Annotated in this window: 10 protein-coding genes and 1 tRNA gene; 2 read left to right on the forward strand and 9 right to left on the reverse strand. The window is 40.4% G+C overall.

The genetic code is table 11. The features are described from left to right. Positions 1-4 precede the first annotated feature (4 nt). On the reverse strand, positions 5-1,837 hold the full coding sequence (locus LDM98_RS06775) for a hypothetical protein (protein ID WP_223898582.1): 1,833 nt from the start codon (positions 1,835-1,837) through the stop codon (positions 5-7). A gap of 121 nt (positions 1,838-1,958) precedes the next feature. After that, positions 1,959-2,035: transfer RNA gene (locus LDM98_RS06780), tRNA-Met, on the reverse strand. 216 nt (positions 2,036-2,251) lie between these two features. Here LDM98_RS06780 and LDM98_RS06785 point away from each other — a divergent pair. Next, positions 2,252-2,518, forward strand: a complete 267-nt coding sequence (locus LDM98_RS06785; protein ID WP_223898583.1) for a co-chaperone GroES — start codon at positions 2,252-2,254, stop codon at positions 2,516-2,518. A gap of 17 nt (positions 2,519-2,535) precedes the next feature. Beyond that, the gene (gene groL / locus LDM98_RS06790) at positions 2,536-4,164 is read left to right on the forward strand and encodes a chaperonin GroEL (RefSeq protein ID WP_223898584.1); all 1,629 of its coding nucleotides are present in this window, start codon (positions 2,536-2,538) and stop codon (positions 4,162-4,164) included. Between the two features lie 653 nt (positions 4,165-4,817). On the opposite strand, the gene LDM98_RS06795 is transcribed toward groL, so the two are convergent. From LDM98_RS06795 to infB, 7 genes are all read right to left on the reverse strand, one after another. Further along, the gene (locus tag LDM98_RS06795) at positions 4,818-6,635 is read right to left on the reverse strand and encodes a bifunctional diguanylate cyclase/phosphodiesterase (protein WP_223898585.1); all 1,818 of its coding nucleotides are present in this window, start codon (positions 6,633-6,635) and stop codon (positions 4,818-4,820) included. 49 nt (positions 6,636-6,684) lie between these two features. Then, positions 6,685-7,935, reverse strand: coding sequence for an exodeoxyribonuclease VII large subunit (gene xseA, locus LDM98_RS06800; RefSeq protein WP_223898586.1), 1,251 nt, complete (start codon positions 7,933-7,935; stop codon positions 6,685-6,687). A gap of 23 nt (positions 7,936-7,958) precedes the next feature. Beyond that, on the reverse strand, positions 7,959-8,696 hold the full coding sequence (gene ubiE, locus LDM98_RS06805) for a bifunctional demethylmenaquinone methyltransferase/2-methoxy-6-polyprenyl-1,4-benzoquinol methylase UbiE (RefSeq protein ID WP_223898587.1): 738 nt from the start codon (positions 8,694-8,696) through the stop codon (positions 7,959-7,961). Next, positions 8,686-9,678 (reverse strand): bifunctional diaminohydroxyphosphoribosylaminopyrimidine deaminase/5-amino-6-(5-phosphoribosylamino)uracil reductase RibD, encoded by a 993-nt coding sequence (ribD, locus tag LDM98_RS06810; protein ID WP_223898588.1) that lies wholly within the window; start codon positions 9,676-9,678, stop codon positions 8,686-8,688. Before ribD ends, ubiE begins: the two co-directional genes overlap by 11 nt. A 30-nt stretch (positions 9,679-9,708) precedes the next feature. Continuing rightward, positions 9,709-10,140, reverse strand: coding sequence for a ribosome maturation factor RimP (gene rimP, locus LDM98_RS06815; protein WP_223898589.1), 432 nt, complete (start codon positions 10,138-10,140; stop codon positions 9,709-9,711). Further along, positions 10,130-10,516 (reverse strand): 30S ribosome-binding factor RbfA, encoded by a 387-nt coding sequence (rbfA, locus tag LDM98_RS06820; RefSeq protein ID WP_223898590.1) that lies wholly within the window; start codon positions 10,514-10,516, stop codon positions 10,130-10,132. Before rbfA ends, rimP begins: the two co-directional genes overlap by 11 nt. Positions 10,517-10,616: 100 nt before the next feature. Then, positions 10,617-13,271, reverse strand: coding sequence for a translation initiation factor IF-2 (gene infB, locus LDM98_RS06825; RefSeq protein WP_223898591.1), 2,655 nt, complete (start codon positions 13,269-13,271; stop codon positions 10,617-10,619). Positions 13,272-13,284 lie beyond the last annotated feature (13 nt).

The following is a 13,284-nucleotide window of genomic DNA, read 5'->3' on the forward strand; positions in this document are numbered from 1 at the left end:
AAAATTAAGTTTTAAAGATTTTTTTTGCAGTATTTATAATTTTTGAGAAATCAATGCTGCCAAATTCCATTTTTTCAATGACCTTTTGTAAATCTTTGACATCATAGTTTTCACCGTGCCTACTATTTCCGTATCGTCCAAAAGTTAGATTTCCTTTTAAACTATGTGCCGATAGATATTTTATCTTAGTCTCACCGATACCCTCATAACTTCTTAGCTTGCTTGAAAGTAAATGTTTAAATGAATGAAAATCTATCTGAAACTTATCATTTTCAAGATAGTTCTTATCCACGAACTGCGGTTTGAGCTTTTCATTGAAATCATCCCCGAAATCTTTCCAATAACCACTATCGGGGTAGTAGTTTAGATTACTGAATATCTGTTTTTCACCTTTTTTCTTTTGGGCTTCAACCAATCCCAAAAAACCGCATTCAATAATTTTTGAATGAATAGGAATAAGCCTTTTGGAATTCTCGGTTTTTACCCTTTTATCTTCTGATGACGGATAGATACTATAACAGTAGATACCGTCCTTTTCAATAATGCTATCCGTTGAGAGTTGAGCTATCTCGTTTCCTCTAAATCCCTGAAACATTGCAATGAGGGGAATAAATACTCTTTCAGGTCTATGTTTAAAATTATCTTCAAGTTCTTCATTGAACCAAGTCGTTTTAGCAATCATATCACTAAGTTCTTTTTGTTCAAATCTCACTCTCTCAGATTTCTGTTTAATTTTTTTGAGTTTTTCGCTGTTAAGCCTATTAGTATCAAGATGACCTTTCTCAATCATATGCTCTAAAAATGCCGATACTGTTGTCATTCTATCGCTTATTGATTTATCTGAAAGCATATCAAGTTTAGAAACAGTAGATAGCCCGTCATCAAAAATTTTCATTATTCGTTCAGTGAGTTCATCAACACCCATATCGGCAATCTCTTCTCTACTAAACTCTTCATATATCTTTCTATGGCTTCTTTCTGATATTAAATTTTTAAGCACCCCCGCATATGCTTCGTATGTCTCTTTCTCAATATCATATAGATACTCTTGATTACAAAAATATACAAAAAAATCTATCTCTTTTTGTAATGAACTTTTAAAACTTTTTTCAGATGCAAAGTCTTTTCTCTTGCTGTTTAGATATTCCTCTTTAAGTTCATAAGCCGTCTTTTCATAATATCTTACTTCGTGTTTTTCTTTTTTCTGTTCCATCCGACTTTGAACAGGTATCTCTTGTTGCGGTTGTGTCTGAGCTGATGTATCTTCAACTTCGTCTGCTAAGAAATAAGGCTTTACTTTTCTATTTTCACTTCTTTGGGCATCGCAAGACACAAGTTCATATTCTGCTTTCAATAGCTCTGTTCTAAATATATGTTGGTCTAAATGCTTAATCTCTTCAAAATTAATATTTGACCTTTGTAATATCGAATTTGCCAACTCTTTGGCATTATCACTATCAACATCGTATATTTCGGCATCAATCCTTTTTAATGCCTTTTCGGCTGCCTTTTTATGTGCTCCATCCCTTTTTTTACCCTTTTTGGTTATGTAAGCAAAGGCTTCCCGCCTTAATCTTCCAAGCCCATTATAATCGGTCCAAGCTTCTCTGACATAGTTTTTTATAACTTGTGTAATAAAATCCAATTGTTCAGCTTCATTCATATCCTCTCCCTTACAAAATTCAAAAAGTATATTTATTTTGGGCATTATTGTAGCTAAAATAAATTGTGCCGTTTCTAAATTACCGGTCCTTAAAGATGTAGAGAAGTTCCGTTTTGTAAGAGGGATTTTCCGTTTAAAGAAGTATGTTCCGTGTTCTAAATAGAGATATTTCATTTTCTGCCCTTAGTGTCAAGAAAGTTCAGAAAAAAGTTCAGAAAATCAAAATGACCTATTCGCTTTAAATGCTTATAAGATACGGTTTTATGGGGTTTTTATAAAAAATGAAGTGTTATCCTGGTGTCAAGAGAGGGACTTGAACCCTCGACCTCCGGCTTATGAGACCAGCGCTCTAACCAGCTGAGCTACCTTGACATCGTAGTGAAGAGACGGAATTTTATCTAAAGATACCTTTATTGTCAACACATTTTACAAAAAAGAGGTAAAAAGGCCTTAATATTTTATAGACAACACATTGTTTAGTCTATGTCACTCATATTGTTTAAATAATTTAAAGAAACTTATTGACATTTTTGGAAAAAATCACTACAATGCACCTATAAAAATTTACTCACATATAAAGGAGTCACTATGGCATTTGAACCATTAAAAGACAGACTGCTTGTTCTTCGTGAAGAGCAGTCAAATCAAACCGCTTCTGGGCTATATATTCCAGATACAGCCAAAGAAAAGCCACTGGAAGGAAAAGTCGTTGCAGTTGGTCCTGATGCAAAAGAAGATGGTATTAATGTAGATGATACTGTAGTCTTTGCAAACTTCAGTGGAATGGAGATCATGATCGAGGGTACAGAGTACCTCATATTAACAAGCAAAGAAGTGCTTGGTTTAATCAAATAATTTTAAGGAGATAGTTTATGGCAAAAGAAATATTTTTTTCAGATAAAGCGAGATCAGGTCTCTTTGAAGGTGTAACAAAGTTAGCCGATGCTGTGAAGGTGACCATGGGGCCTAGAGGGCGTAACGTACTTATACAAAAATCGTATGGTGCACCGCACATTACAAAAGATGGTGTTTCAGTAGCACGTGAGATAGAGCTTAAAGACAGCCTTGAAAACATGGGTGCACAACTGGTCAAAGAAGTCGCTTCCAATACTGCTGATGAAGCCGGAGACGGTACAACGACTGCAACCGTACTTGCACACGCTATCTTTAAAGAAGGTCTCAGAAACATCACTGCAGGAGCCAACCCTATAGAAGTGAAAAGAGGTATGGACAAAGCATCTGCTGCCATCATCGAAGAGCTTAAAAAGATCTCTAAAGAGGTCAAAGACAAAAAAGAGATCGCTCAAGTGGCTACGATCTCTGCAAACTCTGATAAGACGATCGGTAATCTCATTGCTGAAGCGATGGACAGAGTAGGGAAAGACGGTGTGATCACGGTAGAAGAAGCCAAAGGGATCAACGATGACCTTGAGGTGGTTGAAGGTATGCAGTTTGACAGAGGGTATATCTCGCCTTATTTTGTCACAAACACAGAGAAAATGACCTGTGAGCTTGAAGCACCTATCATTCTTGTCACAGATGGCAAAGTGACTTCACTGAAAGATCTAGTGCCTATGTTGGAACAGGTACAACAAAGTGGCAGACCGCTTCTTATCATCGCAGACGATATTGAAGGTGAAGCACTCTCGACACTTGTGCTTAATAAACTCAAAGGTGTACTGAACATCACTGCAGTCAAAGCGCCAGGTTTTGGTGACAGAAAGAAGGAAATGCTTAAAGACATCGCTATCTTGACGGGTGCGACACTGATCACCGAAGAGCTTGGTCTTACACTGGAGAAAGCAACACTTGCAGATCTAGGTCAGGCAGCAAGAGTGGTCATAGATAAGGACAATACTGTCATCGTGGATGGTAAAGGTGATTCCAATGCAGTAGCTGCACGTGTCAATGAGATAAGAACACAGATCGGTACGACCAGCAGTGAATACGATAAAGAGAAACTCCAGGAACGTCTGGCGAAACTCTCTGGCGGTGTTGCCGTGATCAAAGTCGGTGCTGCCACTGAGACGGAAATGAAAGAGAAAAAAGACAGAGTGGATGATGCACTATCCGCGACAAAAGCCGCTGTGGATGAAGGTATCGTTATCGGTGGCGGGGCTGCACTGATCAAAGCCAGCCAGGCTGTCAAACTTGATCTTAAGGATGATGAAGCCGTGGGTGCAGCGATCATTTTAAGAGCAGTATTTGCACCTATGAAGCAGATCGCACAAAATGCCGGATTTGATGCAGGTGTGGTAGCCAATAAAATTGCCAATTCAACCGATGCGAATTTAGGATTCAATGCTGCAACAGGAGAGTATGTCGATATGCTTGAAGCAGGTATCATTGATCCGCTTAAAGTGGAACGTGTAGCACTTCAGAATGCCACGTCTGTTGCCTCATTGCTTCTAACAACCGAAGCGACTGTTTCAGATATACCTGAACCTCCTTCGGCACAACCCGATATGAGTGGCATGGGCGGTATGCCAGGAATGATGTAAGTTCATTCCTGACTGACATTCAGAATATAAAAAGAACCTGCTGAACATCCTGTTTGGTAGGTCTTTCTTCATACTCACTACTCTCTTACTTTTTACAATTTTGTACAACTGAATGCATAACCTTTTATAACTGTATAATATTAATAAAAATAATAATATTGATAATTTAAGGAAATCATAGTAAATTGAATGAGATTTGTACAATTCTTTACGAAGGCTTAACACTTCTTTGCTATACTTCCTGCCTCAAAATAGCCTGAAGTATAGAAACATACCTGTCTAGTGCCCCTTCTAATAAGACAATAAGTGTTTCTCTTCTTTGTAGCTTTTTCCTTCACGTTTTAAAGACGAAACGGTATAGGGAATATGTTGGCTATTTTACAATTAAAGAAGAAAGGACGAGAATGGAGTTACAATATATCTTTTTTGGTATAGTGACGGCACTAGTAGTTACTACAGGTGCTATTGTGGCAATGAATAAAGCTAAAAACTAGACAAGAGAAAAGGACAAGACATTCCGACTACGTCCAAATCGAAAAAAGTCATACATTCAATCATAAAGAGTAAAATAGAGAATAATGAATGAAGGGGAAAGCTGTCAAATAGCGTGTTCAGTAGCTTCTCTATGAGCTCTGGTGATTGTCAAATACCTATTACCTGATCAGTTTTTGGAATTCAAAGACCGGTAAGGGTTTTGAAAAATGGTATCCTTGCAGATAATCACATCCATATGAAGTGATCATATCAACCATTTGCTGGTTTTCAATACCTTCCACCACTATTTTCATACCTAAAGTATGTGCCAACTCTATAATCGCTTTTACAATTCTTTGATCTTCTTCGTTCGTTAAAATATAATCAACCAGACTTTTGTCAATCTTTACAATATCTGCGGGGAATTTTTTCAAGTACCCAAAAGAGGTATACCCCGTACCGAAATCATCCAATGAGATACCTACGCCCAGTTTTTTCAATGCAAGAAAGTATTTTACAGTCTGCGCTTCATTGAGCATGGCGATGCCCTCTGTAATTTCAAACTTGATACATTCCGGATCAAGCTGATGCTCAGCCAGTTTTCTCTCTACATGTTGAACGAATTCACCCGTATTGATCTCAATCATGGACACATTGATCGAAACCTCAATACGCTTGAAATTGAACATCTCCCAGCGTTTTTGCTGTTTCAGCACTTCATCCAGTATAAATTGGCCCAATTTCACGATAAAACCTGTTTTCTCCATTAAAGAGATAAAGACATCCGGCGGGATCATACCATATTGCGGATGTTTCCATCGGATCAGTGCTTCGGCCGCTACAACTTCCTCATCTTTGACCCGTACAATAGGTTGATAATAGACTTCAAATTCGCCTCTGTTTAATGCACCCGGCATATCACTATGGAGTCTCAGTTCGTCATAAGCGGCTGTAAATTTTTCAGGTAGGAATATGGTGATGTTATTGTCGCCTTCTTTTTCTGCTTCTGCCAATGCCTTATAGGCATGATCCAAAAGTAGACGAATATGCCCGCTGTCGGGATAGATGGCGATACCTGCTGAAACGGTAAGATGTAAATGTACACCATCCATTTTATAGAATGTGGCCAATTTTTTCTGAATATCTTCTACAAACACTTTTGCCTCATCTATGGAGTGCAAATTCGTTACAGTCAGCATGAAATGGTTATCAAAAGTATGGTACACCGATACATTTGTATTCTTGGTCAAAGTCTTCAGGTATGCAGCAAATTTCTTGAGTACTTTATTGGTCTGTTCATCCCCGATAATGGACCGCAACCTTGAGAGATTGTCCAGACTCATCAGCATTAAAGCCAGTTTATTTTTTTCTAAATGGGCTTTCGAAAAAAAGGCCGGTAGGTCATTGTAGACCTGCAGTTGATTGGGCAAGTGTGTCAGTGGATGCTTAAAATCCGCAGCAGAGCGTTCCTTGGCTTTGCTTAGATCTTGTATCAATAGCACATCACACAAAACCTCCTTTGGCATTTCCATCACGATAGTATCTACATAGACATTTACAGGTATCTCATCCTCGGCTGAGATCTTTAATGTCGCATGAGAATACGTATGTACTTTATCCTTGGGTGATCCAGGCTGCGCATGAATAAATTGCTCTAACCCTAACCATTCCTTTTTGACTTTTATTTGAACCGTGTTTTTAAATGTTTTTAATAAAAAATCACCTTTTAGCTCTAAAATTCGTACCATGGCGTTACTGGCATACATCACTTTATTTTTATCGGAGAGTATCAACACCGCATCATCAGAGATATCAAAGGCTTTTTGAAAAACCTTCAGGTTATTGTCAAGGGTTGCTTTTAATTTCTTTTTTTGTCTTGAAAATAAATAGGTAGAGAGGACACAGAAAATGAGTAAAAGCACTATTGCCACTATTCCATACTCTTCCTGTGTCATTTGCGCTAAAATGTCTTGAAATTTTTCCAATCTGATCTCCATCCCTTAACCCTGTAGGTATTAAACTAACTTATATTATAAATATTAAAACTCAAGTTTTACTTAAACATAAAGCTTCTATTCGTGTTTCCGCATCTTGAACCGTAAATGTTTGATTGAGTTCAATGGCACTCAGTTCAATGGTCTTACCCTCTGCAGATATTTGTGCCCATCCTTTACGACACTGCAGTTTGGGATCATTCATCCTCAATTTTTTATCCATATACTCTAAATACTGACTTTTTTGCTCAAGGATGAACCCCATATTCTGTCTATATTTTTTGTGCATTTCAGGTAACGAAGAAGAAAAACGCTCCAACTTATATGTCATAACTCTTTTAAATTCATCTTCTAAATGTATGAATTTTGTCCGGGTCTCTTTGAGTTGTCTGCTGGGTGAGCTTCGTAACAATATCTCTTCTGTATGCTTCAATTCACGTACAAGATGGTGCAGCTTTTGATGCATCGCATAGGTAAACCGTTCACCCTGCTCATTTAAGGTATAGAGTATCTCTCTCATATCAGGAAGTATCATCTCCATCGCAGCACTCGGAGTCGGTGCACGCAGATCTGCAACAAAGTCGCTGATCATCACATCCACTTCATGTCCGACTGCACTCACTACGGGTGTTTGCATAGCAAAAAGAGCATCTGCTACCATCTCTTCGTTAAAGCTCCACAGGTCTTCTGCACTTCCCCCACCACGTCCTACGACCACGACATCAACCCCTAAACTGTCCGCATAGTGCAGGGCATGGGCTATCTGAACCGCTGCTTCATCTCCCTGTACCAAGGTATCGACGATCACGACTTCCAGTAACGGCCAGCGCTGCTCAATGATCTTCAGCATATCATAGAGTGCAGCACTCTCTTTGGCTGTGACCAATGCTATTTTTCTGATATGTTTAGGTATGGGTTTTTTTCTTTGTGCATCAAAGTATCCCTTTTCCTTTAATCGTTCTTTGAGCTGTTCATAGGCCAATGCCAAAGCACCCTTGCCGTAAGGTTCAACATGTACCGCATAGAATTGGTATTCACCTCTGGGCGTGTAGACGCCTACTGACCCTTCTATGACGATATGCATCCCTTTTTCTATGCGAAATTTTAATTTCGCAACCGAAGAGCGCCACATGACACATTTGATACTGCTCTGCTGATCTTTAATGGAAAAATAGATATGTCCTGAAGTATGATAGGTGACCGATGCCACCTCACCTTCGACAAGGATATGCATAAAGGTGGCTTCAAGCAGTGATTTGATTTTTGTGTTGAGTGAGGAGACACTCATCATTGATTGACTCATGGTACTCCTTTTTTATCTATGCGTTATATTTTTTGTGCAACAAGAAGGGTCGATATACCCATAGAGAAAGATTTGATATATTTCATCTCAAATCCGGCTTCTTCCAACTCTTTGGCCAACATTTCTGTGGTCAAGAACTCTTCTATCGAGTCCGGCAAATATTTATAGGCTTCATAATTCTTGGAGATGAGCCCGCCTACACGCGGAAGCACTTTCTTCATGCCAAAATCCACGATCTTGTCTACCACGCCGCTTCTGTCTTGTTTGGTAAATTCCAAGATCATGACAATACCGTTTGGCTTGAGTGCCCGGTTGAACTCTTGCAATGCCTCTGCCCTGTCAACCACGTTACGGATGCCGTAAGAGATGGAGATCACATCCGTACTCTCATCCGCTATTGGCAGTTTCTGAGCTTTTCCCTCAATGAACTCTGCGAAATCCACTTTTCCTCTTGCCACTTCCAGCATACCTACAGAAGGGTCTATCCCTACATATTTTTCTATATTTACGCCATTTTTTTTGGCCTGTTCTCTCCAGTAGATCAACAGGTCGCCTGTACCCGTAGCGACATCTGTCACCTGTGTCAATTCTTTTTTATCCAGGATCTCAAATGCTTTGTCACACCCTTTTTTACGCCACTGGATATCGATACCAAAACTCAAAACCCTGTTTGCCAGGTCATAGGTGCTTGCGATATCGTCAAACATTGTGACAATTTTTTCTTGTTTTTCTTCTTTATCTGCGAGTTTTTCAATGCCCAATGTTTTTGCTCCATATCATCAAATCTACATCTTTTTTGTCTTGATGTAAAAATTGTAAATTCATAGTTGTATTATAGGTTAAATTATTCGTAGAGAGCTTAGGTGTCTGGTAAATCAGCATCCAATCTATCTTCTCTTTGAGTGCATTTAGCATCCCTTCTCCGCCCTCTACCAAGACAAAAGAAGGTTGCTCTAAAAAATCCAATGTATGGATGATCTCTACCCTTCTCTTCTCAACAGTAAAAAGCGGGATATCTCTATCAAAATTATCTTCTTTGGTATAGATCTTGACGTCAGGTGCCTGCGCTTGGATAAATCTGCAATCCAACGTAGGTCTGTCTTCTCTTACGGTATTGCCGCCTATGAGCAGTGTATCGCACACTTCTCTTAGCTGATGCACATGGGTCAGGGAAGCTTGAGAACTCAAGTAACCCCCACCGATACGCCCGTTGGTTGTCTGTGCAAGTTTAAAAAGTACAAAGGCTCGCTTTTGCCATAAGAGAAAAGACTCTATCAACGCTTGACATGCCTCTTTGAGTACCCCCACACTCGCATTTCCCAACCGCTTCATACCGCCGCCATGCCCTTCTATGGGATCCTCTGTGCCTATCACTACCCTGCGCAATGCAAGTGACTGTAATAAAGAGGCGCAAGAGGGTGTTTTCCCTTCATGCGAACAGGGCTCAAGTGTCACATAAATAGTGCATTGCGCAAAAAAATCTTTGGGAAGTGTTAAAAGAAATGCATGTGCTTTATGGGAATCACAGGGATCGAAATCTACAGATCTGTTTGAGAGTGTTTCATAGGCTGAAAGCAGAGCCAAAACTTCAGCATGTGATGACCCTGCTTTCTGATGCGCCTCGATAGCTAAAATATTGCCCTCTAGCGTGACTACGGCACCAACCGCAGGATTGGGGTAGGTTAAGCCTTGGTATTCCCAGGCTTTATCCAGAGCAAGCTGCATATAAAATTCATCTCTCACAGCAACTTCTCCTTTATGTAAAAGCTAAATCTAGTTCCAGTCAAAATAGGTTTTTGCTGTACCCAATGCTCCATACTCAAAGCTTTCATCACCCTGCTTTGTTTCTACAACGATACCATCGTTATCAGCACTTTTGAGGATCCCTTTTACTTTCTCACCACCTGAGATCTTGAGCTTCACTTTTTCACCGATCGCATTTTGGAAGTGCACAGGTTTTGTGAGTTTTCTTTCTATCCCCGGAGAACTGACCTCCAAACGGTATTTCTGACTCATCGGAGGGTGGACATCTAGAAAAGGGGAGAGTTCGTGAGAAATATGCGCACACAGATCAAGATCCACACCGCCCGTTTTTGTTATCAAAACACGAAAGATCGTCTCTTCAAACTCTGTCACTACCTCTATATCATACAGAGAGGCACCATTGGCTTCTACAATTTTAGCGATTTGTATTTCAAGATTCATCTGTAGACTCTCCGTCATCTTTTGTTTTTCTGGTACTTATTTGTTTAAAAAGATCTTCCATACGACTCACTTTTTCTAACTGATGGTCAAACTCAAAGGTAAGTCTTGGAGCTTTGAACCACCCTTCACTCTGTTTACAATGGTTTTGTATGTACCCTGCTACAGCACGTAGCTGCCGGAGTGCCTCATTCTGCTCTTTCTCATTAAGGAATGAAGTATCAAGGTAGACCTTCGCATCCGATCTACCTTTTGAACACACCACGTCTGTCACTGTCAGTCCGTTGATACGCTCATCATCCAAACTGCCGAGTGCTTCGGGAATAATCTCTTTAAGTACAGATTCTACACGATGCCTTTTAATCTCTTCATGTGTCATCTTTAACCTTTCTTATGCATAATGCGACTGGTCGCATAGGCCAACTTCTGAAATGACATCAGCGTCAGCATAGTCATTTGGACTTTGTTCAAATGACGTCCTATAAAGTAACCTGTTCTTCAACATCTCTAAAGGTTTCGATCACGTCACCCTCTTTAATGTCATTAAAGTTTTCAAGCATGATACCACACTCATAACCGTTCTTCACTTCTTTAGCATCTTCATTGAAACGCTTGAGTGAAGCGATCTTACTTTCATAGATGACCACGCCGTCACGGATCAATCTTGCTTTAGAGTTTCTGGTGATCACACCGTCAGAGACTTTACATCCGGCGATCGTACCCACTTTACCCACAACAAATGTCTCACGTACATCTGCCTGTCCGGTAACTTCTTCAGAAATCACAGGGCTCATCATACCGCCAAGCAATGATTTTACATCATCAAGAAGATCATAAATGATAGAGTAAGAACGTATCTCAATACCCAACTCTTTTGACTTCTTCTTCACTGCACCTGTCGGACGTACATTAAATCCAAGTACAACCGCATGCTCAGATGCATCGGCAAGTGCAAGATCACTCTCAGTCACACCACCCACACCTTCATGAATAATGTTGACTTTGACTTCTTCATTTCTAAGCTTCTCTAGGCTTCCTTTGATCGCTTCAAGAGAACCTTGAACATCTGCTTTGATGATGACAGGAAGTGACTTGAGCTGTCCTTCAGCAATGAGTGCAGAAAGATCATCAAGCGTTGCTTTCGTACTTTTAGAAAGTTGCTTAGTTCTATCATACTCCGCTCTTTTTTCAGCCAGTTCACGTACTTCTTTATCTGTATCCATCACAATAAGTTCATCACCCGCCCCTGGCACTTCATTCAGTCCTACGATGGCTGCAGGTGTACTTGGTCCGATCTCTTTAACATTACTTCCGTCATCCAATTTAATGGCTTTAATACGTCCGTATGTCTTACCTACGATCACATTGTCACCTATGTGCAATGTACCGTTTTTAATGATCACATTGGCCACTGGTCCAAAACCTTTTTCAAGAGAGCTTTCAACGACAACAGCTTTTGCTTTTCTGTTTGGATTGGCTTTGAGTTCCATCACTTCTGCTTGCAGAAGAATCGTTTCAAGCAGATCATCGATACCCATACCTGTATGTGCAGAAACAGGAACGAATTCATACTCCCCGCCCCAGTCTGCTGCCATGACACCTATCTCAGAAAGTTGGGCCTTCACATTGTCCGGATTCGCACTCTCTTTGTCCATTTTATTGATCGCAACGATCATAGGTACACCTGCTGCCTTCGTATGTGCGATCGCTTCTTTGGTTTGAGGCATGACACCGTCATCCGCTGCAACAACAATAATAACGATATCCGTCGCCTGTGCTCCACGTGAACGCATCTCTGTAAATGCTTCGTGACCCGGTGTATCCACAAACGTGATCTTCTTACCATTCTTTTCTACCTGGTAGGCACCTACGTGCTGTGTAATACCACCCGCTTCCTTATCTGCTACTTTTGAAGTACGGATTCTGTCAAGCAGTGAAGTCTTCCCGTGGTCAACATGTCCCATGATCGTGATCACAGGTGGTCTCTCTTCAAGGTTCGCCTCATCCTCTTCTGCCTCATGATCTTCTGTGATTTCAAGTTCATCAAGAGGGTTGACAGTCGTCACTTCAACGCCAAACTCTTCAGCCAATATCTCGATCTCGTCTTTACTTAAAAAGTCATTCTTCGTTACCATCATACCCAATGCAAACAGTACACCGATCACTTCACCTACAGAACGGTTTACCTTTTCTGCAAACTCATAGACCCTTACATTCTCTGGGATCTCTACGGAAGTCACCACTTCTGTGCTTTCAGCTTTCTCATACTTCTTACGTTTACCACCACGCTTCAGTGAACGTTTCTGTTGGGGACGGAATGCTTGTCTGCCTTTACCGGTTGCTGCACCAGAAAGCTCTCTCTTTTTCGCTTCTTCTTTACGTTTTTGTTCTTGACGCATCATATCTTCATAGATGTTTTTATCAGAGAAATCCAAAAGGACAACTTCTTCTTCACCAAAACCACTGTCGATATCACCACTCATACTTTCATGGTTGAAGATATCTATCTTCTTACCGCTGTCTCTGGCCTCTGCTATTTTTTTAGGCTTCTTCTTCGGTACGTATGATGTCTGATCTTCCATAGAGATCTGCTTAGCAGCTCTTACAGGTTCAGGTTTTGCTTTCCTGACAATTTTAATGCCACCACGAGAGAGGGTTTTTTTCTGTGGTTTATCTTCAGCCTCTTCTATCTTGACAGGTGCTTCTGTTTCTGTTTTTTTGCTTACAACAGAGATACCTTTACGTTTCTTCACCTTTTTGACTGAAGGTTGTTCGGTGCTTTCCTGAGCCGCTTTCTCAACTTTCTCTTCTCCTGCCACTTCAGGAGTATCGACTGTAGTTTCAGTTGCAGGTTTTTCTGCAGCCGTAGTGTCAACCTCTGGTGTTGACACTTTTGTCTCTACAGTTTCCTCTTTCTTCTTGACTACAGTAATTTTTGCTTTGCTGCCAGGTTTTTTGAACCCTTTTGGCAATGTTCCGCTAATCGCATAATCTACGAGGATACCAGCATTTTCCATACTGATAGTACTGTTGGCTGCTTTGACATCAAAACCTAACTCTTTGGCTTTGTCTAGCAAGTCTGCGTTTGACAATCCTGCTTCATCTGCTATTTCTTGGATTTTAACTTTATCCATTCTTGATTAACTC

This window comes from Sulfurovum sp. TSL1, assembly GCF_019972135.1.
Taxonomy (GTDB): domain Bacteria; phylum Campylobacterota; class Campylobacteria; order Campylobacterales; family Sulfurovaceae; genus Sulfurovum.